Source organism: Mycobacterium sp. GA-1841 (assembly GCF_001954135.1).
Classification (GTDB): domain Bacteria; phylum Actinomycetota; class Actinomycetes; order Mycobacteriales; family Mycobacteriaceae; genus Mycobacterium.
In genome coordinates this window covers 211,578-233,954 of sequence record NZ_MBEQ01000110.1, presented here as the reverse complement: position 1 = coordinate 233,954, position 22,377 = coordinate 211,578, and the positions used below count along the sequence as shown (strand labels likewise).

The following is a 22,377-nucleotide window of genomic DNA, read 5'->3' as shown; positions in this document are numbered from 1 at the left end:
CCCTAAACGGGAAAAAGAGCGTGGCCAAAAACAACAAACAAAAACCACCAAACACACTATTGAGTTCTCAAACAACACGCCCGAGTTTGTCGCGCAGAAATCCCGCGGCTAAAAGCCGCTGAGCTTCTGCGGGCAGTGAGAAGACCCACCGTAATGGGTGTCTCTCTCGGATTTCGTCTTCGCTCTCCGGCGCTTGTCCGTGTCGCTCTGACCTGGAATAAGTTACGTGAGCACTAACGGGGAGTCAAATCGCCTGGTCGAGCCGACGTTTTCCCAGGTCAGAGCACAGTCCACGGTTGGCCTAGGCGCCTGTGCGCTCGACGCCGGCGATGTGCCGCTTGCCACGTCGCAACACGAGCCAGCGCTCATGCAGAAAATCGGAATGCTGTGGTATCCACTCGTCACTTTCGATGCGAATGTTGTTCACGTACACGCCGCCCTCGGCGACGTTGCGACGCGCGGCCCCCTTACTTGCCGCCAATCCCGTCGCGACCAACAAATCGACGATCGAATCCGGACCGCCCGGCTTGAGTTCGGCGACCTGTCCATTGCTGGCCTCCCGCAATGCAGCGCCGAGGGTCGATTCATCGAGATCAGTCAGCTCGCCGCGACCGAACAGTGCCTGACTGGCCAGTTCCACCGACTTCGTCGCGCCTTCCCCATGCACCAAAGTGGTGAGCTCGCGGGCCAGTCGCTTCTGTGCGGCGCGTTCATGTGCACGGTTCTTGGTGGCGTCCTCGAGCTCGGCGATCTCGTCGGCGTCCAGAAATGTGAACCAGCGCAGGTACCCGATCACATCGGTGTCCGCGGTGTTCACGAAGTACTGGTACCAGGCATACGGACTGGTCATCTCGGGGTCGAGCCACAGATTTCCCCCGCCCGTCGACTTGCCGAACTTCTTGCCCTCGGAATCGGTGACCAGCGGCGTCGTCATCGCATGCACGGTGGCGCCGGCCTTCTGGCGCACCAACCGGGCGCCGGCCACGATGTTGCCCCACTGGTCGGAGCCGCCGATCTGCAACGCGCAACCGTGCCGCTGGTGCAGCTCCACGAAATCGTTGGCCTGCAACAGCATGTAGCTGAACTCGGTGTAGGAGATGCCGTCACCGTCCAGCCGGCGGCGCACGGTCTCGCGGTCGAGCATCACGTTGACCGAAAAGTATTTTCCCAGGTCGCGTAGGAACTCGATCGCCGTAAGCTCCGCCGTCCACGACAGGTTGTTCTCGACGATCGCACCGGTGGGGGTGTCATCGAATTCCACGAAGCGCTCCAGCTGGCCGCGAATCCGACCCGCCCAGTCGGCGACGGTGTCGGCGGTGTTGAGCGTGCGCTCCCCCGTGTCCCTCGGGTCACCGATCATCCCGGTGGCTCCGCCGGCCAGCACGATCGGTCGGTGCCCCGCGCGCTGGAACCGCCGCAGTGTCAACAGGGGCACCAGGTGCCCCGCGTGCAGGCTGGGCGCGGTCGGATCGAAGCCGGAGTAGACGGTCATGGGTCCCTTGGCCAGGTCTTCGGCCAGCGCGTCGCGGTCGGTCGACTGCGCGATCAGCCCGCGCCAGTCCAGCTCATCGAGGATTCCCATGCTCATGGGGACGATCATGCCGCATCGCCGGCATCAGTCACTGGCGCCGGGCGCCGGCGCGCGTGGACTGCGCCGATATGCCGAGACCTCGGGGCAGTCACGCAGCCAGAACCGCCACGGCCGGTCAGCGGCCTTGCTCACGCCGACACGCGGACCTTCGACCGCCTGCCGCGCGTCGCGCATCTGCAACTGCACCGGGCTGTCCGGCGCGAACAGGTCGATTCCGTTGTCTTCCATGGTGATCCCCAGAGCCGAGCAGAGATTTCCCGGGCCGCGCGCCAACCCGACCGGCAACACTGCGGGCCCGCGGCGATCGCCGGCCAACTCGGTTCCGCTCAGCACCACGGCGGCCCGCAACAACACCGCGGCGGCAACCCCGTCGTAGCCGCAGACCACGTTGGCACATACGTGGATGCCGTGACTTCGGTAGGTGTAGAGCCGTCCCGGCGGTCCGAACATCACCTGGTTGCGTCCGCCCGGTCCGCGATACGAATGCGCGGCGGCATCGGGCCAGGGCCCGTCCGGCGGGCCGCCGTAGGCCTCGACCTCGACGATCGCGGCGCGGACACCGCGGCCGATCAGCTCGGCTCCCAGCAGGCGGCGGGCCGCCAGCAGCGGATCCACGGCCAGCTGCTCAGCGCTCACCCCGGCGATTCTGCCCTCCGCAACAACCACCATTGACACCGGCCGTTCGGTGGGCGCAGTATTCATCACATGATGACTTCATCTGTTGATGAATTCTTGGACTCGTCCACCTGCGCCGTCGAGATCACCGGGTTGCAGGTCGACCGGGGTGGCCGACGGGCAATTCGTGACCTCAGCGTGCAAATCAACCGCGGCGCCATCACCGGTCTTCTCGGCCCGTCGGGATGCGGCAAGACCACCTTGATGCGCAGCATCGTCGGCACCCAGATCATTTCGGCCGGCACCGTCACGGTGCTCGGACACCCGGCCGGCTCGGCGCCGCTACGGCACCGGGTCGGCTATGTCACGCAGCACCCCACGATCTACGACGACCTGAGGGTGATCGACAACGTGCGGTACTTCGCCGCGCTCTACGGCACCTCGGCGAACACGGCAGTCGAGGCCATCCGCTCGGTCGGTCTCGATGACCACCGCAGCGCATATTGCAGTGATCTGTCCGGCGGCCAACGCACCCGGGTCTCACTGGCCTGCGCCCTGGTGTCCGAGCCCGAGCTGTTGGTGCTCGACGAACCCACGGTCGGCCTGGACCCGGTCCTGCGCGTGGACCTGTGGGAACAGTTCCGAGGGCTCGCTGCCCGCGGAACGACGCTGTTGGTGTCCAGTCACGTGATGGACGAGGCCGACCACTGCCGGGATCTGCTGCTCATGCGCGAAGGACGACTGCTCGCCCACACCACCCCCGACCGGCTACGGAAGGACACCTCATGCACGTCTCTGGAGGAAGCGTTTCTCACCGTCATCCGCCGCAGCGCCACAGCCGGGAACGGCCCGGCCGACTGAGCCCGACGGCCTACCTGGCCACCACCGGCCGCATCCTGCGGCAGTTGGCGGCGGATCACCGCAGCGTGGCGATGATCCTGGTGGTGCCCAGCCTGATCATCACCCTGATGTATTTCATGTTCCAGAACGCACCGCAGGCACCGGGCCACCCGAGCCCGTTCAACAACGCGTGTCTGATCATGCTCGGGGTCTTCCCGCTCATCGTGATGTTCCTGATCACCTCGATCACCATGCAACGCGAACGCGCGTCGGGAACCCTCGAACGCATCCTCACCACCCCGCTGCGTCGCTTCGACCTACTCGCCGCCTACGGCACCGCGTTCTCGATCGCCGCCGCGGCCCAGGCCACCCTGGCCTGCATCGTCTCGTTCTGGCTCCTCGGATTCCGCACCGCCGGAAGCCCGGCACTGGTGTTCCTGATCGCGATCATCAACGCCGTCCTCGGCGTGGGTCTGGGCCTGCTGTGCAGCGCGTTCGCCCGCACGGAGTTCCAAGCCGTGCAGTTCATGCCGCTGGTGATCGCGCCGCAACTGTTGTTGTGCGGCATCATCGTCCCGCGTGCGGCGCTGCCCGACTGGCTGCAGTGGATCAGCAACGTCCTGCCGGCAAGTTATGCGCTCGAAGCGTTGCAGCAGGTCGGTGCGCACCCCGGATTGACCGGCGTCGCGACGCGCGACATCGCGATTGTGGTGGGCTTCGCGGCGGTGGCACTATGTCTGGCCGCAGCCACACTGCGCCGCCGAACCCCCTAGGACACCGTGAGCACCGACATCGATTCCGGACGAGAACGCAAACGCCCCGGCCGCCCCGCAGGCCCGTCCGACAAGCGTGAGCGCATCCGGATCAGCGCGCGAGAGCTGTTCGCGCGCAACGGGTTCGACAAGACGTCGATCCGTGCCATCGCGGCCGACGCGGGAGTCGACGCCGCCCTGGTACACCACTACTTCGGAACCAAGACGCAACTGTTCGCCGCCGCCATCCACATTCCCATCGATCCGATGACCGTGATCGGAAAGCTGCGGGAGGTGCCGGTGGAGCAGATCGGGCACACGCTGCCGTCGATCCTCTTGCCGCTGTGGGATTCCGAGATCGGCAAGGGTTTCGTGGCCACATTGCGCTCGATCCTGGCCGGCAACGACGTATCGCTGGTGCGGTCGTTTCTCCAGGAGATCATCGTCGGTGAGATCGGACCCCGGGTGGACAATCCGGTCGGCAGCGCCCGGATCCGGATCCAGTTCGTCGCCTCACAACTGGTCGGCGTCGCGATGGCCCGCTACATCCTGGAGCTGGACCCGTTCGCGTCACTGCCGGTGGAACAGATCGTCGAGACCATCGCCCCCACCCTGCAGCGGTATCTCACCGGCGACCTACCCGGACTCCCCTGACCCGGCCAGCTCCAGCAGCCGGCGGTGCTCGGCGTCGTCCTCGATGGCCACGGCCTCGTCGACGAGCAACACCGGGATACCGTCCTCGATCCGATAGGCGCGCCGCAGTCGCGGGTTGTACAGCCACTCCGTGCCGGCCAGCAGCAGCGGGCCGCGGTCCTGCGGACACACCAGGATGCTCAGAAGTTTGTCGTCGACCACCACGTGACGCTAGCCCAGCGGGATCTGGATGCCGCCACTCGGGCCGGGCTGTCCCCCGCCCGGAATCGGTGCGATGCCGGCCGGGAACTGACCCACCCCGGGATTGATGACACCCTGCTGCGGAACCTGAGCAGCATTGGACTGCGCCTGAAGCTTGCGCTGATAGGACAGGGTGCTCTTGAGCGCGTCGATCAGCGGCACCTGATTCGGGCGTTTGTCCAGCGCCTTGGTGATGGCCGTGCGGTTCGCGTTCGACGGCCTGTAACCCTGCGCCCGCAGCTTCATGATGTCGTGGATCAGCTGGGAGATCTGGCCGCCGCCCTCGCCGGTGTCGTAATCCTTGGCGACGATGGCCAACGCCTCATCGGCGGTCATCGGCCGTGCTTCAGGTGCATCGGCGGCGGGCGCATCCGCCTGAGTCGACGGTGCGGTGGGATCGGCGACCGCCATGGGCGCGCCGGCGCCCACCAGCAGCCCCGCCGCCAGCGCAGCGCCGGTCACCGACCCGGTGACGGCGCGCCGCCACTGGTGCACACCTGATCCCGATGTCATCGATCCTCCTGTCGCTGCGCCGTCTGCCGGAGCGTAACAGCGCTTTCGGGCGCCGGCACCTTCTCGACTACCTGGCCTCCGACTCGTCGGCGGGTGCTCCGGAGACGAGTTCGGCCCGGGTGGCCGCGGTCAATTTCTTGTACGTACCGGTATCGGCATCGAAGTACCAACAGTTACGTCGCGCCGCTTTCGGAATCCCCGCCTTGCGCAACGGCGCGATCAGCGGGCGGTACGACGCCCCGAGTTCCATGTCGGCCACCACGTGCACGACATCGGGCGGGCAGCCGGCGGCCAGTTCGTTCAGGGCGTGTGACAGATCGGCTGTCGGGACGCTCCCGCCGGGACGCAGGGCCAGCGCCGTCACCGCGAGCAGTCGGCCGCCCTCCTCCACGCCGTAGGTGACCGACATGTCGACCGCGTCCAATCGACCGACCGCATCGTTGACGCTCGTCGCGAACACCGGGCCGCGTTCGGTACGAATCACCGCGCTGCGGTTGTCCACCAGCCAGTAGTCACCGTCCTCGTCGCGGCGGAACAGGAACTCGGTGGACACCCAGGTGTCGGCCGGCGCGAACACGCCGCGCTTGACCACCGCGGTCGGATCGACCGGCCCGCGTGGGTGGGCCAGCAGCACACCGACCTCGTTGGCCTCGGCCTTGCGCACGAAGCCCTGCTCGTCTTCGAGGATCAGGTCGTCGTCAGCGTCGTACGCGGCGAGGGCGACTGTGCCGCCCCCGGGCAGCGGACGGCCCTTGCTGCCGATCTTGGCCCCCGACACGTTGGCCAGCACGGCCTGCCCGTCGGTGGTGGCGAAGAACTCCACGACGTGGGCCGGCTCGAACACGTCGATCACGCGCTTCCACAACCCGGCCGGCATCCCGGAGCCGATGAACAACCGGACCGGGTGGCTGCCGGTGAGCGAGAACGACGGATCGTCGATGACCTCCCGCAGCATGGCCCAGGTGTAAGAAACCACGGTGACGCCGTATTGCCGGATCTCCTGCAGGAACCGATCCGGCTGCAGACCCCGCGACAGCGCGATACGCGAGCCGCCGACCACGGCACCGCCGAGGCTGACCAGCAGACCCGACTGGTGGTGAAGCGGCGTGAGGCAGTACACCGTGTCGCCGCGGCCCAGATTGGCCGCCGACGCCGTGCCGAACGCCGACAGCGCCCACCGGTAATTTGTGATCTGCCGGGCCACGAGCTCACCGCCGACCTCGCTGAATGCGACAAAGGCCAGATCCCGGGCCAGCCCCGGGTTGGGCCGGTACCAACCGGGCAGTTCGACGGCGTCGGGGTCGATCTTCTCCATGTCGACAACGTCGGCATCTTGGGGCAGATGCAGGTCACGGCTCTCGCCGCTGGGCCCACCGAGCGGCCCGCCGCTGGGTCCACCGAGCGGCCCGCCGCTGGGTCCACCGAGCGGCCCGCCGCTGCCTAACACCAGCACCCGCATGTCGAGTTGCCGCGCCACCTCGAGATGGCTCGGATCGGCGATGATCTCTGTCACCCGGCCGAGTCGGGCCGCCTCGGCCACATCGGCCTCGGGCAGCAACACCGCCACCGCACCCAACCTGGACAGGGCCGCGATTGCCACCAGGGCGCTGGGTCGGGTGTCCATCAACACGCCGACCCGGGCGCCCTGCCGCACCCCGACGTCGATCAGGCCGCGCACCACGTTGTTGATCCGGCGGTCCACCGCCTCATAGGTGTGCACGCGCCCGTCGAACAGCAGCGCCTCGCCGTTGGGGGCGCTGCGTGACTGTTCGCTCATGATTCGGCCGAGGGAAATCCGGGTGTGGTCGTTGACCTGTCCCAGTCGGGCCAGCCGGGGCAACGTGCGCGCGGTCTCGATCACCAGGGTGCGCGCGTTCTTGTTGGCTGCGACCAATGCGTCGGCAGCCGAACGGGCCACCCCGAACGCCATCTCGGTCGCGGCGGTGGCCCCGTGCGTGACCCGGCTGGAGAACGACACTCCGCCCTCGGGGTGATTCGCCGGCTGCGCTTCCATCGGAACGACGCCTTCTGGCATCTGTTCTCCGCCAAGCCATTTCACCCACTGCGCCACGGTCGGCCAGGTTTGGGTGGAGGCTTTCGATCCCACGACCAGGCCGAAATGCCCTGCCCGGATCAGATATTCGTAGACATCGGCATCCGGTGCCGCCCGCTTGATCCCGCGCACCGCGGCCGGCTGGCCGATGTCGTCCACCTCGCCGACCACGGCCAGGATCGGGCAGTCGATGTCGGACAGCGTGACGAGGTCGCCGTGCACGGAGAACCCACCGGTGATCATCCGGTTGTGTGCGATGAACTGCTTGAGCAATTCGGAGATCGCCGGACCCGACCATGCGATCCAGCCCTCCGAAGACAAAAACCGACGCTGCTGTTCACGCGGCAGCAGGGCCTCGCGGTCATGCAACTGGCGCAGGAACTCCAGGCGCGACTGGGCGGTCTTGATGGGGTCGAGCATCTGAAATCCGGTGCGGGCCAACCAGCCCGGGATGTCGATGCGGCTGAACACGTGGTCGGCCATGAAATCCGCCGCACCGGCGGCCACGCCGGCGGGAACGTTCATCGGTAATGCGGCCAAGGTGTCCACCGGCGAGCCGAAGGCGATGATGCTGGCCAGGTCCTTGGAGCGCCGGTACGCCGCGGCCTGGTAGGCGAACATCCCACCTTGGGAGTATCCGGCCAGGTGTACGTCGCGGCCGGTGACCTCCTTGACCACGTCGATGGCTTCGGACAACGCCACCACGTGATCGGCGAGGTTGCGCTGCATCCCACCCTCGACCTTGTCCGGTGAACCGAAGTCGATCACCCACGGGTCGATTCCCGCGGCGTGCAGGATCCCGACCGCGCCGTCCTCGCGGGTGACGTCCCACATGTCGGCCGACATCATCATCGGGTGCACCATCAACACCGGCGGCCGCGGATGCTGGGCCCCGGGGCGCACATCGGGCGGGAAATACCGCCGGAGCCGGTACATCGGCACGCTCTGGATGAGCTGATAAGGCGACGGGACCGCACCGGTTTCCAAGCCGCCGTAACGCAGCACCTCCAGGCCGTTCTGCGCGGTTGCCAGCAACCGCTCGACCGGTCTGGTCACTGCCGAGAAATCCACCAGCCTGCTCCCCACCTGACTACTCAACCCGACCCCCGATTGACCTGGCCATCATGGCACAACAGCAACCGATCACCGACTTGATCGGCGCGAGCCCGGACGTGGCCCCGGGCGGTGCCGGTGCCGACGCCGCCGAACGATAGGGTCGGCGGCGATGGCTCACCTGCTCGGGGGCGAAACCCTACATCTGGAGTACCCCACCGGGGTGGTGTTCGATTCGGTCACCGTCGGTGTCAGCGAAGGCGACCGGATCGGCATCGTCGGCCGCAACGGTGACGGAAAGTCCACGCTGCTGGGCATGCTCACCGGTCGCATCACTCCCCACGCCGGCCGCGTGACCCGGCGCAGCGGGCTACGGGTGGGATCCCTCGACCAGACCGACACGCTCGATCCGGAGCACACCGTGGGCTGGTCGTTGGTCGGTGATCGTCCGGAACACGAATGGGCCGGCGATGCCAAGACCCGGGACGTGATCGGCGGCCTGGTCGCCGACATCCCGTTCGACACGACGATCTCGACGTTGTCGGGTGGGCAACGCCGGCGGGTGCAGCTGGCCGCGTTGTTGATCGGCGACTGGGACGTCATCGCACTCGACGAGCCGACCAACCATCTCGACATCCAGGGCATCACCTGGTTGGCCGGCCACATCAAGGGGCGCTGGGCACGCGGCACCGGCGGATTGTTGCTGATCACCCACGACCGTTGGTTTCTCGATGAGGTCGCCACCACCACCTGGGAGGTGCACGATCGAATCGTCGAGCCGTTCGAGGGTGGCTACGCGGCATATGTGCTGCAGCGGGTGGAACGGGACCGCCAGGCGGCGTCGATCGAGGCCAAGCGGCAGAACCTGATGCGCAAGGAGTTGGCCTGGCTGCGCCGCGGCGCGCCGGCGCGCACCTCCAAACCCAAGTTCCGGATCGACGCTGCCAACGCCCTGATCTCGGATGTGCCGCCGTTGCGCAACACCGTGGAGCTGTCCCGGCTGGCCACCGCCCGGCTGGGAAAGGACGTCATCGACCTGCTCGACGTGTCGGTGTCCTATCCCGGGTCCGACCGAGAAGTGTTGCGCGACATCGAATGGCGCATCGGTCCGGGTGAACGCACCGGAATCCTCGGGGCGAACGGGGCCGGCAAGTCCACCCTGCTCGGCCTGATCGCCGGTACGGTGACCCCGACCAGCGGCCGGGTCAAACGCGGTAAGACGGTGCGGCTTTCGGTCCTCGATCAGCAGTCCACCGAACTCGATGCGGTGGCCGGCGACATGGTCCGTGAAGTGATCGGTCGGCTGCAGACCAGCTACCAGATCGACGGCAAGGACTTCACCCCGGCGCAATTGTTGGAGCGGTTGGGCTTTGCCCGCGACCAGCTGTCCACCCGGGTCGGTCAACTCTCCGGCGGGCAGCGCCGCAGGCTGCAGCTCATGCTGGTGGTGCTGTCCGAACCGAACGTGTTGATCCTCGACGAACCCACCAACGACGTGGACACCGACATGCTGACGGCCACCGAGGATCTGCTGGATTCCTGGCCGGGCACGTTGATCGTGGTGTCGCATGACCGGTATCTGCTCGAGCGTGTCACCGATCAGCAATACGCCATTCTCGACGGCCGGCTACGACACCTGCCCGGTGGCGTCGACGAGTACCTGCGGTTGAGCGCGGCATCGGCCGCTTCGGCCCCGGCTGCGCGCACCGAGCCGGCGGTGCCCCAAGGACTTTCCGGCGCCGAGCAGCGCGCCATCGAGAAGGAGATCTCCTCGATCGACCGGTCGCTGGCCAAGCTGGCTGACCGGATCGCCGCCAAACATGACGAGCTCGCCGCTCATGACCAGTCCGATCACGTCGGACTCGGCACGCTCACCGGCGAACTGCGCGAGATGGAATCACAGGTTGCCGAGTTCGAGGCGCGGTGGCTGGAGCTGTCCGAACACTTGGAATAGCCGCTAGCGGCTCAGCCGGATCCGCAACTCCGCCATGGCGTTCCGGACGGTCCCCAGTTGCTTGGCCACCTGAACGGGCGCGGTGCCGCCGCGCGCGTTTCGGGCGTTCACCGAACCCTCGACGGTCAGCACCTCGCGCACCTGTGCGGTGAGTGCGGGGTTGATCCCGGCGAACTCGTCGTCGGTCAGTTCGTCGAGCCCGACACCGCGGCCCTCGGCGGTCTGCACCGCGGCACCGGCGGCCTCGTGGGCGACGCGGAACGGAACACCTTGACGGACCAGCCATTCGGCGATATCGGTGGCCAGCGTGTAGCCGGCAGGAGCCAGCGCGGCCATCCGATCTTCGTCGAAGGTCAGTGTGCCGACCAGCCCGGCCATCGCCGGCAGCAGCAGTTCCAGCTGCGCCACCGAGTCGAAGACCGGCTCCTTGTCCTCCTGCAGGTCCCGGTTGTAGGCCAACGGCTGGGCCTTGAGCGTGGCCAGCAGGCCGGTGAGGTTGCCGATCAGCCGCCCGGACTTGCCGCGGGCCAGCTCGGCGATGTCGGGGTTCTTCTTCTGCGGCATGATCGAGCTGCCGGTCGACCAGGCGTCGTGCAGTGTGACATAGCCGAATTCGGTTGTGCTCCAGAGGATGATGTCCTCGGCGAGCCGGGACAGGTCCACCCCGATCTGGGCGAACACGAAGGCGGCCTCGGCAGCGAAATCACGCGCCGCGGTGGCATCGACGGAATTGTCTGCGGCCGAGGCGAATCCGAGGTCCGCGGCGATCGCATCGGGATCGAGCCCCAGTGAGGAGCCGGCCAGCGCGCCCGAACCGTAGGGCGAGACCGCGGTGCGGTCGTCGAAGTCGGCGAGCCGGTCGACGTTGCGCAGCAGCGGATGGGCGTGGGCGAGCAGATGGTGCGCCAGCAGGATCGGTTGGGCGGCCTGTAGGTGGGTCTTGCCGGGCATGATCGCTGTCGGGTGCGCGGCGGCTTGGGTGGCCAGCGCGTTGACCACCTCGAGCACGCCGTCGGCAACGCGCCGGACGGCGTCGCGCAACCACATCCGGAACAGCGTGGCCACCTGGTCGTTGCGGGACCGTCCGGCCCGCAGCCGGCCGCCCAGGTCGGGACCGACCCGGTCGATCAGGCCGCGTTCGAGGGCACCGTGCACGTCCTCGTCGGTGGGCAGCGGTTCGAAGCTGCCATCCGCGACATCTTCACCGAGGCTGTCGAGGCCGGCGAGCAGGCCGTCGCGCTGCTCGTCGGTGAGCAGCCCGGCCCGGTGCAACACCCGGGCGTGCGCCTTGGACGCGGTGACGTCGTAGGGCGCCAGCACCCAGTCGAAGTGGGTCGACTTGCTCAGCGCGGCAAGGGCGTCCGAGGGGCCGTCGGCGAACCGGCCACCCCACAGCGAACCTTCGTTAGTGCTCATTTTTCTCCTCGCGAGCAGACATAAAACTGCCTGAAAACACCCGGAAAATAGGCAGTTTTGTGTCTGCTCGGCATTACAGGCCCAGGTCGCGCTTGGCGGAGATCTTCGAGCTCAACCCGTGCACGTGAACGAAACCCTTGGCCGAGGACTGGTCGAAGCTGTCGCCCTCGTCGTAGGTGGCCAGGTTGAAGTCGTACAGCGACTCGGCGCTCCGGCGTCCGTTCACCGCGATGTGACCGCCGTGCAGCACCAGTCGGATCTCGCCGGTGACGTGCTGCTGAGTGTGCTCGACGAACGCCTCGAGAGACGACTTCAGCGGCGAGTACCACAGGCCGTCATAGACCAGCTCGCCCCACTTCTGGTCGGTGGTGCGCTTGAACCGGCCCAGCTCACGCTCCAGCGTGACGTGCTCCAGTTCGGTGTGCGCAGTGATGAGCACCATTGCACCCGGTGCCTCGTAGATCTCGCGGCTCTTGATGCCGACCAGCCGGTCCTCGACCACGTCGAGGCGGCCCACGCCCTGCGCGCCGGCGCGGCGGTTGAGCTCTTCGATCGCCTGCAACACCGTGACCGGGCGGCCGTCGATGGAGACGGGCACACCCTTTTCGAAGCCGACGATGACCTCGTCGGGGGTGTTCCAGTTGACCGTCGGGTCCTCGGTGTAGTCGTAGACGTCCTTGGTCGGAGCGTTCCACAGGTGCTCCAGGAACCCGGTTTCCACCGCACGGCCCCACACGTTCTGGTCGATCGAGAACGGCGAACGCTTGGTGACGTTGATCGGGATGGCGTTCTCCTCGGCGAACGCGATCGCCTTCTCCCGGGTCCAGGCGTAGTCGCGGACCGGGGCCAGCACCTGCAGATCGGGTGCCAGCGAGGCGAATCCGACCTCGAAGCGCACCTGGTCGTTGCCCTTACCGGTGCAGCCGTGGGCGACGGTGCCGCCGCCGTGCTCACGCGCCGCGGCCACCAGATGCTTCACGATCAGCGGCCGGCTGATCGCCGACACCAGCGGGTAGCGGTCCATGTAGAGCGCGTTGGACTTGATGGTCGGCAGGCAGTACTCGTTGGCGAACTCGTCACGCGCGTCGACCACGACTGCCTCGACAGCGCCACAATCCAGTGCGCGCTGACGCACGACCTCCATATCCTCGCCGCCCTGGCCGAGGTCGATGGCCACGGCGACGACCTCACGGCCGGTCTCCTTGCCAATCCAGCTGATGGCCACCGAGGTGTCCAGACCCCCGGAATACGCGAGGATCACGCGATCGGACATGTGAGCAGTCTCCTTTTACTTCAGCTCTATTTGAGGTTCTCGAAGGTGCTGGCGAGCTCGGCACCCGTCATCGGTTCCCGCGCCACCACGGCGATGGTGTCGTCTCCGGCGATGGTGCCGACCACGTACGGCAAGGCAGCGCGATCGATCGCGCTGGCCAGGTAGTGCGCTGCGCCGGGCGGGGTGCGCAGCACGGCAAGGTTAGCGCTGGCATCCGTCGATACCAGCAAGTCCCCCAACAACCGGGTCAACCGCTCGGTGCCCCCGGCCACACCCCGCACCGGGCTGCCGTCCTCGGGCACCACATACACCCCGACGCCGCCGTCGGCCCCGCGCAGCTTGACCGCCCCGAGTTCCTCCAGGTCACGCGACAACGTGGCCTGGGTGACCTCGATGCCCTCCTGCCCCAGCAGAGCGGCCAGTTCGGTCTGGCTGCTCACCTGCCGCGAGGACAGCAGGGCGATGATCCGGGCCTGACGGCCGGCGCGGGTCGGGGTGCTCACGTCAGGCTCGCTCCAGCAGCCAGACCAGCATGGCTTTCTGGGCGTGCAACCGGTTCTCGGCTTCGTCGAACACGGCGCTCTGCGGCCCGTCGATCACGTCGTCGGTGATCTCGTGACCGCGGTGCGCCGGAAGACAATGCAGCACAACAGCTTCCGGATCGGCCAGCTTCAGAAGGTCGGCGTTGACCTGGAACGGACGGAACGGCCGCACCCGATCCAGGCCGTCGTTCTCCTGCCCCATCGAGGTCCAGGTGTCGGTGACGAGCACGTCGGCTCCGTCGGCGCCGGCCCGGGCATCGTCGGTCAGCGTCACCGTCGCGCCGGTCTCGGCAGCGCGGCGCTTGGCAGCGTCGACGAAGTGTGGGTCGGGTTCGAAACCGGCCGGCGCGGCGATGGTGACGTGGATGCCCGCGGTAACCCCGCCCAGCATCAGCGAGTGCGCCATGTTGTTGGCACCATCACCCAGGTACGTCAGCTTCAGCCCTTTGAGGTCGCCCCGGCGCTCGGCCAGCGTCTGCAGATCGGCCAGCACCTGGCAGGGGTGGAACTCGTCGGACAGTGCATTGACGATCGGGACAGAGGCACCACTTGCCATGGCGGTCAGCCGCTCCTGGGCGAAGGTGCGCCACACGATGGCGTCGACGTAGCGCGACAGCACCGCCCCGGTGTCCTCGAGGGTTTCCTCGCGGCCCAGCTGGGTGCTGCGGCCGTCGACGACGACCGCATGCCCGCCGAGCTGGGCGATGCCCATCTCGAACGAGAACCGGGTGCGGGTCGAGTTCTTCTCGAAGATCACCGCGACACCACGCGGGCCCTCGAGCGGCCGCCGTGAGAACGGTGCCTTCTTGAGTTCGGCGGCCAGGGCGAGCACCTCGGCCTGCTCATCGGGTGACAGGTCGTCGTCGCGCAGGAAATGCCGGATGGTCATGAAGCAGCCTCCACAGCGGTGTCGAGAACGGCGGGCAGAGCGGACAGGAACGTCTCGATCTGCGGTTCGGTGATGATCAGTGGCGGCGCCAGCCGAATGACGTCCGCGGCAGCGGCATTGACCAGGAAACCGGCGTCGCGGGCCGCGGCCTCGACGGCCTTGGCGCTCGGTGCGGTCAACACCACGCCCTGCAGCAGACCCTTGCCGCGCACGTGGTCGACGAGCGGATGGCCCAACTCCTCGATGCCGTGGCTCAGGGTCTTGCCGAGCACCCCGGCGCGCGCGATCAGATCCCCGTCGGCGAGCGCTTTGAGCACCGCCAGCGCGGCGGCCGTGCACACCGGGTTGCCGCCGAAGGTGCTGCCGTGCAGGCCTGGGGTAAGCAGGTCGCCGGCCGCGCCGATGGCCAGGCAGGCGCCGATCGGCAGGCCACCGCCCAAGCCCTTGGCCAGCGTGACGATGTCGGGCGTGATGCCGTCGTGCTGGTGGGCATAGAAGGCACCGGTGCGCCCGACGCCGGTCTGCACCTCGTCGAGAACCAGGAGCGCGCCGTTCTTGGTGGTGATGTCGCGGGCCGCAGCCAGGTAGCCGGCGGGCGGGACGACGACACCGCCCTCCCCCATGATCGGTTCCAGGAACACCGCCGCGGTGTCATTATCGACAGCGCTCGCAAGTTCTTCGATGTCCCCGTAGGGCACGTGGGTGACGTTGCCCGGCAGCGGCTCGAACGGCGCCTGCTTGGCCGGCTGGCCGGTCAGCGCCAGCGACCCCATGGTGCGACCGTGGAAGGCACCTTGGGCGGCAACGATATTCGTCTTGCCGGTGAGCCGCGTGATCTTGAAGGCCACCTCGTTGGCCTCGGTGCCCGAGTTGCAGAAGAACGCCCGCGCCGGCGTGCCGAGGTGCCCGACCAGGGCTTCGGCCAGCGCGATTCCCGGTTCGGTGGCATACAGGTTGGAGGTGTGGCCCAGCGTGTTGAGTTGGATGGTCACAGCCTCGATGACCGCGGGATGGCGGTGGCCGAGCAGGTTGACCGCGATACCGCCGAGCAGGTCCAGATAGGACTTGCCGTCGGTGTCGGTCACCACGGCGCCGTCACCGCCGGCCAGCGCCAGCGGCGGGGTGCCGTAGTTGTTCATCATCACCGCTTCCCAGCGGTCCTGCAATGTCTTCTGCCCCGGGTCGCTTCGCTCCTGCCCGCCGGATGTCACTTCGCCACCACCTTGGTTCCAGTTCCTTCATCGGTGAAAAGCTCGACGAGCACGCAGTGTTCGACGCGACCGTCGATGACGTGTGCGCTCGGCACCCCGCCGTCCACCGCCCGCAGGCAGGCCTCGATCTTGGGCACCATGCCGGATTCGAGCGTGGGCAACAGTTGGGTCAGGGCCGCGGTGTCGATCTCGCTGACCAGCGAGGAGCGGTCGGGCCAATCGGTGTAGAGGCCCTCCACGTCGGTGAGCATGACCAGCTTCTCCGCACCCAGCGCCTCGGCCAGGGCGGCGGCCGCGGTGTCGGCGTTGATGTTGTGCACCACGCCGTCGACGTCGGGGCCGATGGTGGAGACCACCGGGATCCGGCCGGCGGCAATGAGATCGAGCAGAGATTCGGCGTTGACGTACTCGACGTCACCGACCAGCCCGATGTCGGTGGCCACACCATCGACGGTGACGCTGCGCCGCACCGCGGTGAACAGGTGCGCGTCCTCACCGGTGAGGCCGACCGCGTACGGGCCGTGGGCGTTGATCAGGTTGACCAGTTCCCGGCCCACCTGCCCGAACAGCACCATCCGCGCCACATCGAGCACCTCGGGAGTGGTGACCCGGAAGCCGCCCTTGAAATCTCCTGCGATACCGAGCCGTTTGAGCATGGCACTGATCTGCGGGCCGCCACCGTGCACCACCACCGGTTTGATGCCGCAGTTGCGCAGGAACACCATGTCGGAGGCGAACGCGGCCTTGAGCGTGTCGTCGGTCATGGCGTTGCCGCCGTACTTGACGACGACGATCTGGCCGTGCAGCTGCTTGAGCCATGGCAGCGCCGAAGCGAGCACCTGGGCCTTGACGCCGCGCTCGATGGATTGGCTCATGAGCTGTAGGCCGAGTTCTCTTCGACGTAGGCGTGCGACAGGTCGGTGGTCCTGATGGAAGCACTGCCGCTTCCCACCGCCAGGTCCACCACCACGGCGATGTCTTCACCTGAGAGATCGACCTCGCGGGCGCCGGGGGCTCCGGCACCGTCGACGCAGACCGGAGAACCGTTGAACGACACGCTGATCCGCTCCGGATCAAGCTTCACCGGCGCGATACCGACCGCGGCCAAGACCCGGCCCCAGTTGGGATCGGAGCCGAACAGCGCGGTCTTGACCAGGCTGTCGCGGGCGATGACGCGCGCGGCGACCAGCGCCTCGTCCTCGCTCTCGGCGCCGGTGACGGTAATCGTGATGCGCTTGGTGACACCTTCGGCGTCAGCCTGCAGCTGCGCGCACAGGTCGTCGCAGACCTGCAACACGGCCGCGTCGAGATCGGCCTGACTGGGGGCTATCTCGCTGGCACCCGAGGCCAGCAGCAGCACGGTGTCGTTGGTCGAGCAGCTGCCGTCGACGTCGAGCCGGTCGAACGTCAGCGCCGTGGCCCGCCTCAGCGCGGAGTCCAACGCCTGTGGACTGGCGACCGCGTCGGTGGTCAGTACCACCAACATGGTGGCCAGTGACGGCGCCAGCATGCCGGCACCTTTGGCCATCCCACCGACCGTCCAGTTCTCCTCCGATTCCGGGGAGTGATGCAGTGCAACCTGTTTCGGCACGGTGTCGGTGGTCATGATGGCCCGAGCCGCGTCTTCGCCTCCGGTCAGGCCGCCGGCCAACTCGTGCACGATCTCCGTGACGCCGGCCAGTACCTTGTCCATCGGCAGCCGGTCCCCGATCAGCCCGGTGGAGCACACGGCAACTTCGATCGCACCCGTCTCGGTGCCCCAATCGCTCAGCGCAGTGGCCACAGCCTCGGCGGTGGCATGGGTGTCCTGGAAGCCCAGCGGGCCGGTGCAGGCGTTGGCGCCGCCGGAGTTCAGGATCACCGCGCGCAGCCGGCCGGTGGTGAGCACCTGCTGCGACCACTTCACGGGCGCGGCTTTGATCTTGTTACGGGTGAACACGCCCGCCGCGGCGTAGTCCGGGCCCTCGTTGAACACCAAGGCCAGGTCCGGTGCGCCGGAAGTCTTGATGCCGGCGGCGATTCCGGCCGCCCGGAAGCCCGCCGGGGCGGTGACGCCCTGGGTGCGGACCAGCTTGGCCGACTGTTGCGTACTCTGCTCAGGCGACATTGCCGCCTCCGGCTCCGGTGTCACGGTGCGACTCCCACGATCGACAGTCCTTCGGTCTCAGGCCAGCCCAGGGCCAGGTTCATCGACTGCACCGCGGCGCCGCCGGTGCCCTTGGTCAGGTTGTCGATGGCGGCGATCGCAACAAGACTGCTCGCCTCAACATCCACGGCGACCTGGATCTGGGCGGCATTGCTACCGATCACCGATCCCGTTTTGGGCAGTTGCCCCTCAGGCAGCAGATGAATGAACGGTTCGGTGTCGTACACCTTTTCGTAGGCGGCCCGGATCTCGGCGGCCGACGCCTCGGTGTGGGCAGTACAGGTGGCCAGGATGCCGCGGGCCGTCGGAATCAGCACCGGGGTGAACGAGACGGTGACATCCTTGTCGGTCACCGCGCGCAGCCCCTGCGCGATCTCCGGGGTGTGCCGGTGCTTGCCGGCGATGTTGTAGGCCCGGGCCGAGCCGATCACCTCCGCGCCCAGCAGATCCACCTTGGCCGATTTACCGGCGCCGGAGGTACCGCTGACCGCGACCACGGTGACGGCCGGATCGACCAGGTCGGCGGCCACCGCCGGCAACAGCGCCAGGAGCGCGGCGGTCGGATAGCAGCCAGGGACCGCGATGCGCTTGGCACCCTTCAGTCGGTCCCGTCCGCCGGGAAGTTCCGGCAGACCGTAGGGCCAGCTGCCGGCGTGCGCCGAGCCGTAGAACTTCTCCCAGTCGGCAGCGTCGGTCAGCCGGAAGTCGGCGCCGCAATCGATGATCAGGGTGTCGGGACCGAGCTGTTCGGCCAGCGCCGCGGAATGCCCATGAGGCAACCCGAGGAACACCACGTCATGACCGGCCAGGACCTCGGCACTGGTCGGTTCCAGCACCCGTGCGGCCAACGGCAGAAGGTGCGGGTGATGCTCGGCGATCGTCGACCCGGCGCTGGAGGCCGCGGTCAACGCCCCGATCGTCAACCGGCCGTCGGCGTAGGCCGGATGTCCGAGCAGCAGGCGCAGGATCTCTCCGCCGGCATAGCCGCTGGCGCCGGCCACCGCTATCGAAGTCATGCACCCAATTCTGCATTCTTATGCATGCAGATGCAAATTCATTAATCCTAGCCGCGAAGGACCGCGCCGACGCGCTCACCGGCCACCACGACGGCGGCGTCTCGGGCCGCGCTGGCCTCATCCTCGGTCAGTGTCCGGTCGGCCGCCCGGAACCGCAGGGCCAGGGTGAGCGACTTGCGCCCCTCCCCGATCTGCGGGCCGGTGTAGACATCGAAGAGCCGGACGTCCTCCAACAACGCACCGGCCCCGGCGCGGACCGCGTCGACAACCGCGGCGGCCGCGACGTCGTCACCGACGATGACGCTGATGTCCTGGAACACCGCCGGGAACGGCGACACCGCCGGTGCGGGCAGCACTTCGACGATCGGCACCGCATCGAGATCCAGCTCCACCGCGCAGGTGCCCTTCGGCAGCCCCGCGCGTTCGATCACCGCCGGGTGTAGTTGTCCGGCGTGGCCGACGACTATCCCGTTTTCAGGGCCGCCCACGAGCACCTCGGCGCAGCGGCCCGGGTGCCACGGCAGGTCCTGGGCGGCGCGGAAGGTGAATTCCACCCCGGCCGCCCGGCCGATCACGCGCACCGCCTCGAAAGCGTCGGCGGCCTCCACCGGGCGTCCCTGCCCCCATGGCCCGGCAGGCTCACGCAGTCCGGTCAGGACAGCCGCGACATGCTGCGGCTGACGCGGCAGCGAGGCATCCAGACCCGCGATCTCCTCGTCGGTGGGCCTGCGATCGTTGGGGATGCGCTCGACCGCACGGGTCTCGGCGGTGGGATGCACCACCTGCTGAATCGCGAACAGCGCCACATCGGCGGCACCGCGGGAAACGTTGCGGCCCAACGCTTCGAGCAGGCCGGGCAACAACGTGGTGGCCAGCGCGGGCCGGTCGGCCTCCAGCGGGTTGAGCACCTTGGTGGTATTGCGTCGACTGTCGTCCGCGGCCAGCCCCCAGGCGTCGAACACCCCGGCGGGCAGGAAGGGCGAGGGCAGGATCTCGACGAACCCGGCCAGTGCCAACGACTTCCCGATGGCACGGCGACGTTTCTGTACGGCGGTCAGACCGCGGCCGGCCGGCGCCGTCGGCAGCACCGACGGGATCGACTCCAACCCTTCCAGCCGCAACACTTCCTCGACCAGATCGGCGCGCTGACGCAGGTCCGGCCGCCAGCTCGGCGGGATGACGGTGAGCGGATCGGAGCCTTCGACCACAGCGCCGATCTGGGTGAGGCGGCGGACCGTGGTGCCGGACGGGTACTCGACTCCCGCAGTGCGGTCGGGCAGGTCGGCCGGGATCTCGATGGCCGGCTGCGACCAGTCCGTGCGCTCGTCCGCGCGCCAGTCGGTGAGCCGCGGTTCGACGGTGCCACCGGCGATCTCGGCCAGCAGGCCCGCGCAACGATCAAGGGCGGCAACCGAAATCGCCGGGTCCACGGACCTTTCGTAACGACGGCCGGCTTCACTGGCCAGATGCAGGCGACGCTGGGTGCGCGACACCGCGGCCGGATCCCACACCGCGGCTTCCAACAGCACGTCGGTGGTGGAATCGCGCACCTCGGTGGTGCCCGCGCCCATCACCCCGCCGATCGCGGCGGTCGCGACGTCGTCGACGATCAGCACGTCAGCTGAGTTCAGGGTGCGCTCGACATCGTCGAGGGTGACCACCTTCTCCCCGTCGCGGGCGAACCGCACCGCGAAACCACCGGTGATCAGGCTGCTGTCATGGGCGTGCATCGGGTGACCCAGCTCGAGCATGACGTAGTTGGTCACGTCGACTGCCGGAGAGATCGCGCGGATACCGCTGAGCATCAGGCGTCGTTGCAGCCACCACGGTGACACCGCGGCCGGGTCGATGCCGGTGACCGGACGTAAACCGAAGCGCTGCACTCCGGTTCCCGGCTCCACGGTCAGCGCCCAGGCCTCGCCCTCGGCCGGCAGCGGTGCCACGTCGGCCAGATCAACGAAGTTCAGGTCGTGCGCACACGCGATCTCACGGGCCAGGCCGCGCACCGAAAGGCAGTAGCCGCGGTCCGGGGTGATGGCCAGGTGGAACACCACGTCGTCGAGGCCGAGCACGTCGGCGGCCGGAGTTCCGGGCTCGGCGGTGCCCGCGGGCAGCACCAGGATCCCGGCGCCCTCGACACCCAGGTTCATCTCGGAGGCCGAGCAGATCATGCCGTCGGAGACCCGCCCGTAGGTCTTGCGGGTGGCGATCGTGAAGTCACCGGGCAGGACGGTGCCGGGCAGCGCCACCACCACCAGATCGTCGATCGCGAAATTCCTTGCCCCGCAGACAATGTCGCGAAGCTCAGGTTCGCCGACATCGACCTTGCAGGCCCTGATGGGCTTCTTGAACTCTGTGAGTTCCTCGATCTCGGCGACCCGACCGACGGTCAGCGGACCGGTGACCGGGCCGATCGGGATGATCTCCTCGACCTCGTGACCGATCCGGATGAACGTCTGCTCGAGCTCTTCGACTGAGGCGTCCCAATCCGGCGCGCCGGCCCGCACGGCTTCACGCAGCCAACTGAACGGAATCCGCATCAGGCACCGACCCCGAACGGCAGAGAGAACCGGATATCACCCTCGACCATGTCGCGCATGTCGGGAATTCCGTTGCGGAACTGCAGGGTTCGCTCCAATCCCATACCGAAGGCAAATCCGGAGTAAACGTCCGGGTCGATCCCGCAGGCGCGCAACACATTCGGGTTGACCATGCCGCAGCCACCCCACTCGACCCAGCCCGGGCCGCCCTTCTTGCCGGGGAACCAGATGTCCACCTCGGCGGAAGGTTCGGTGAACGGGAAGAAGTGTGGGCGGAACCGGGTGCGCCCCTCCGGCCCGAACTGTGCGCGCGCGAACGCGTCCAGCGTGCCGCGCAGATGCGCCATTGTCAGGCCCTTGTCCACGGCGAGCCCCTCCACCTGGTGGAACACCGGGGTGTGGGTGGAATCGAGTTCGTCGGTGCGGAAGGTCCGCCCGATCGAGACGATGTACACCGGCAGCTCACGCTCCAGCAGCGCCCGGATCTGCACCGGTGAGGTGTGGGTGCGCAGCACCTGACGCGATGTGTCCGGCGCGATCTGGAAGGTGTCCTGCTCACTGCGGGCCGGATGATCCGGCGGGAAGTTCAGCGCGTCGAAGTTGAACTGTTCGGTCTCGACCTCGGGCCCTTCGGCCAGCTCCCAGCCCATCGCCACGAAGGTGTCGGCGACGTTCTCGGCCAGGATCGTGATCGGATGCCGGGCACCCACCGGCTGCCGCGTGGAGGGCAGCGTCACGTCGATGCGTTCGGCGACGAGCACGGCGGCATCACGCTCGGCACGCAGCGCGGCCAACCGCTCGTCGTAGGCACGCTGAGCCTCACCGCGGGCGACGTTGACCCGTTTGCCGGCATCGGCCCGATCGGCCTTCGGCAGGGTGGCCAATGCCTGGCGCGCCAACGCGATCGGCGCCCGGTCACCGAGGTGCTCGGTCTTGGCGCGCGCCAATGCGTCGAGGTCACCGGACAGATCGAAGGCATGACGGGCTGCACTGACGGCTTTGGTCAGGGCTTCTTCTGAGAGATCACTGGGCTGCTGAGCCACCCGGCGATCATAGGTGATCGGCTGATCGCACTTCGA

Annotated in this window: 19 protein-coding genes; 4 read left to right on the top strand and 15 right to left on the bottom strand. The window is 67.8% G+C overall.

Annotated features, from left to right (window positions below):
* Positions 1-301: 301 nt before the first annotated feature.
* Both tyrS and A5740_RS25735 read right to left on the bottom strand, forming a co-directional pair.
* The gene (gene tyrS / locus A5740_RS25740) at positions 302-1,588 is read right to left on the bottom strand and encodes a tyrosine--tRNA ligase (RefSeq protein WP_175616359.1); all 1,287 of its coding nucleotides are present in this window, start codon (positions 1,586-1,588) and stop codon (positions 302-304) included.
* Positions 1,589-1,615: 27 nt separating this feature from the next.
* Positions 1,616-2,227 carry a DNA-3-methyladenine glycosylase gene (locus tag A5740_RS25735; RefSeq protein WP_076198869.1) on the bottom strand — a complete coding sequence of 204 codons (612 nt, stop codon included), beginning with the start codon at positions 2,225-2,227 and terminating at the stop codon, positions 1,616-1,618.
* Positions 2,228-2,296: 69 nt separating this feature from the next.
* Between A5740_RS25735 and A5740_RS25730 the strand changes: the two genes are divergently transcribed.
* The 3 genes from A5740_RS25730 to A5740_RS25720 are packed head-to-tail and all read left to right on the top strand — an operon-like array spanning position 2,297 to position 4,452.
* The gene (locus tag A5740_RS25730) at positions 2,297-3,067 is read left to right on the top strand and encodes an ABC transporter ATP-binding protein (RefSeq protein WP_076198815.1); all 771 of its coding nucleotides are present in this window, start codon (positions 2,297-2,299) and stop codon (positions 3,065-3,067) included.
* Positions 2,992-3,819, top strand: a complete 828-nt coding sequence (locus A5740_RS25725; protein ID WP_076198813.1) for an ABC transporter permease — start codon at positions 2,992-2,994, stop codon at positions 3,817-3,819. Before A5740_RS25730 ends, A5740_RS25725 begins: the two co-directional genes overlap by 76 nt.
* Positions 3,820-3,825: 6 nt before the next feature.
* Positions 3,826-4,452 (top strand): TetR/AcrR family transcriptional regulator, encoded by a 627-nt coding sequence (locus A5740_RS25720; protein WP_076198811.1) that lies wholly within the window; start codon positions 3,826-3,828, stop codon positions 4,450-4,452.
* Here the strand turns inward: A5740_RS25720 and A5740_RS25715 are convergent.
* From A5740_RS25715 to A5740_RS25705, 3 genes are all read right to left on the bottom strand, one after another.
* Positions 4,435-4,653, bottom strand: coding sequence for a Trm112 family protein (locus A5740_RS25715; protein ID WP_076198868.1), 219 nt, complete (start codon positions 4,651-4,653; stop codon positions 4,435-4,437). The two genes, A5740_RS25720 and A5740_RS25715, sit on opposite strands and share 18 nt — an antisense overlap.
* A gap of 9 nt (positions 4,654-4,662) precedes the next feature.
* Positions 4,663-5,205 carry a hypothetical protein gene (locus tag A5740_RS25710; protein WP_076198809.1) on the bottom strand — a complete coding sequence of 181 codons (543 nt, stop codon included), beginning with the start codon at positions 5,203-5,205 and terminating at the stop codon, positions 4,663-4,665.
* A 67-nt stretch (positions 5,206-5,272) separates the two neighbouring features.
* Positions 5,273-8,329, bottom strand: a complete 3,057-nt coding sequence (locus A5740_RS25705; protein WP_076198807.1) for an acyl-CoA synthetase — start codon at positions 8,327-8,329, stop codon at positions 5,273-5,275.
* Between the two features lie 154 nt (positions 8,330-8,483).
* Here A5740_RS25705 and A5740_RS25700 point away from each other — a divergent pair, with 154 nt between their 5' ends.
* The gene (locus A5740_RS25700) at positions 8,484-10,265 is read left to right on the top strand and encodes an ABC-F family ATP-binding cassette domain-containing protein (protein WP_076198805.1); all 1,782 of its coding nucleotides are present in this window, start codon (positions 8,484-8,486) and stop codon (positions 10,263-10,265) included.
* A 3-nt stretch (positions 10,266-10,268) separates the two neighbouring features.
* Here the strand turns inward: A5740_RS25700 and argH are convergent, their stop codons facing one another.
* The 10 genes from argH to pheS form a co-directional block, all read right to left on the bottom strand.
* Complete coding sequence (gene argH, locus A5740_RS25695) at positions 10,269-11,681, bottom strand: argininosuccinate lyase (RefSeq protein WP_076198803.1); 1,413 nt, start codon at positions 11,679-11,681, stop codon at positions 10,269-10,271.
* Positions 11,682-11,754: 73 nt separating this feature from the next.
* Positions 11,755-12,954, bottom strand: a complete 1,200-nt coding sequence (locus tag A5740_RS25690) for an argininosuccinate synthase (RefSeq protein WP_076198801.1) — start codon at positions 12,952-12,954, stop codon at positions 11,755-11,757.
* Positions 12,955-12,980: 26 nt separating this feature from the next.
* Positions 12,981-13,457 carry an arginine repressor gene (locus A5740_RS25685; RefSeq protein WP_076198799.1) on the bottom strand — a complete coding sequence of 159 codons (477 nt, stop codon included), beginning with the start codon at positions 13,455-13,457 and terminating at the stop codon, positions 12,981-12,983.
* Between the two features lies 1 nt (position 13,458).
* Positions 13,459-14,385 (bottom strand): ornithine carbamoyltransferase, encoded by a 927-nt coding sequence (gene argF / locus A5740_RS25680; protein ID WP_076198797.1) that lies wholly within the window; start codon positions 14,383-14,385, stop codon positions 13,459-13,461.
* Positions 14,382-15,596 (bottom strand): acetylornithine transaminase, encoded by a 1,215-nt coding sequence (locus tag A5740_RS25675; protein WP_076198795.1) that lies wholly within the window; start codon positions 15,594-15,596, stop codon positions 14,382-14,384. The genes argF and A5740_RS25675 overlap by 4 nt, the downstream gene beginning before the upstream one ends.
* The gene (gene argB, locus A5740_RS25670; RefSeq protein WP_076198793.1) at positions 15,593-16,471 is read right to left on the bottom strand and encodes an acetylglutamate kinase; all 879 of its coding nucleotides are present in this window, start codon (positions 16,469-16,471) and stop codon (positions 15,593-15,595) included. The genes A5740_RS25675 and argB overlap by 4 nt, the downstream gene beginning before the upstream one ends.
* Positions 16,468-17,703 (bottom strand): bifunctional glutamate N-acetyltransferase/amino-acid acetyltransferase ArgJ, encoded by a 1,236-nt coding sequence (argJ, locus tag A5740_RS25665; protein ID WP_076198867.1) that lies wholly within the window; start codon positions 17,701-17,703, stop codon positions 16,468-16,470. Before argJ ends, argB begins: the two co-directional genes overlap by 4 nt.
* Positions 17,704-17,723: 20 nt before the next feature.
* Positions 17,724-18,758, bottom strand: coding sequence for an N-acetyl-gamma-glutamyl-phosphate reductase (gene argC / locus A5740_RS25660; protein WP_076198791.1), 1,035 nt, complete (start codon positions 18,756-18,758; stop codon positions 17,724-17,726).
* A 47-nt stretch (positions 18,759-18,805) separates the two neighbouring features.
* Positions 18,806-21,298: a phenylalanine--tRNA ligase subunit beta gene (gene pheT / locus A5740_RS25655; protein ID WP_076198789.1), complete on the bottom strand. Its 2,493-nt coding sequence runs from the start codon at positions 21,296-21,298 to the stop codon at positions 18,806-18,808.
* Positions 21,298-22,341 carry a phenylalanine--tRNA ligase subunit alpha gene (gene pheS / locus A5740_RS25650; RefSeq protein WP_076198787.1) on the bottom strand — a complete coding sequence of 348 codons (1,044 nt, stop codon included), beginning with the start codon at positions 22,339-22,341 and terminating at the stop codon, positions 21,298-21,300. The genes pheT and pheS overlap by 1 nt, the downstream gene beginning before the upstream one ends.
* Between the last annotated feature and the right edge of the window lie 36 nt (positions 22,342-22,377).

Excerpts from the sequence above, each read along its gene's own strand:
- tyrS (WP_175616359.1), bottom strand. The coding sequence starts at position 1,588 with ATGAGCATGGGAATCCTCGATGAGCTGGACTGGCGCGGGCTGATCGCG.
- A5740_RS25730 (WP_076198815.1), top strand. The coding sequence starts at position 2,297 with ATGATGACTTCATCTGTTGATGAATTCTTGGACTCGTCCACCTGCGCC.
- A5740_RS25725 (WP_076198813.1), top strand. The coding sequence starts at position 2,992 with ATGCACGTCTCTGGAGGAAGCGTTTCTCACCGTCATCCGCCGCAGCGC.
- A5740_RS25710 (WP_076198809.1), bottom strand. The coding sequence starts at position 5,205 with ATGACATCGGGATCAGGTGTGCACCAGTGGCGGCGCGCCGTCACCGGG.
- A5740_RS25700 (WP_076198805.1), top strand. The coding sequence starts at position 8,484 with ATGGCTCACCTGCTCGGGGGCGAAACCCTACATCTGGAGTACCCCACC.
- argH (WP_076198803.1), bottom strand. The coding sequence starts at position 11,681 with ATGAGCACTAACGAAGGTTCGCTGTGGGGTGGCCGGTTCGCCGACGGC.
- A5740_RS25690 (WP_076198801.1), bottom strand. The coding sequence starts at position 12,954 with ATGTCCGATCGCGTGATCCTCGCGTATTCCGGGGGTCTGGACACCTCG.
- argF (WP_076198797.1), bottom strand. The coding sequence starts at position 14,385 with ATGACCATCCGGCATTTCCTGCGCGACGACGACCTGTCACCCGATGAG.
- argB (WP_076198793.1), bottom strand. The coding sequence starts at position 16,471 with ATGAGCCAATCCATCGAGCGCGGCGTCAAGGCCCAGGTGCTCGCTTCG.
- argJ (WP_076198867.1), bottom strand. The coding sequence starts at position 17,703 with ATGTCGCCTGAGCAGAGTACGCAACAGTCGGCCAAGCTGGTCCGCACC.
- argC (WP_076198791.1), bottom strand. The coding sequence starts at position 18,758 with ATGACTTCGATAGCGGTGGCCGGCGCCAGCGGCTATGCCGGCGGAGAG.
- pheT (WP_076198789.1), bottom strand. The coding sequence starts at position 21,298 with ATGCGGATTCCGTTCAGTTGGCTGCGTGAAGCCGTGCGGGCCGGCGCG.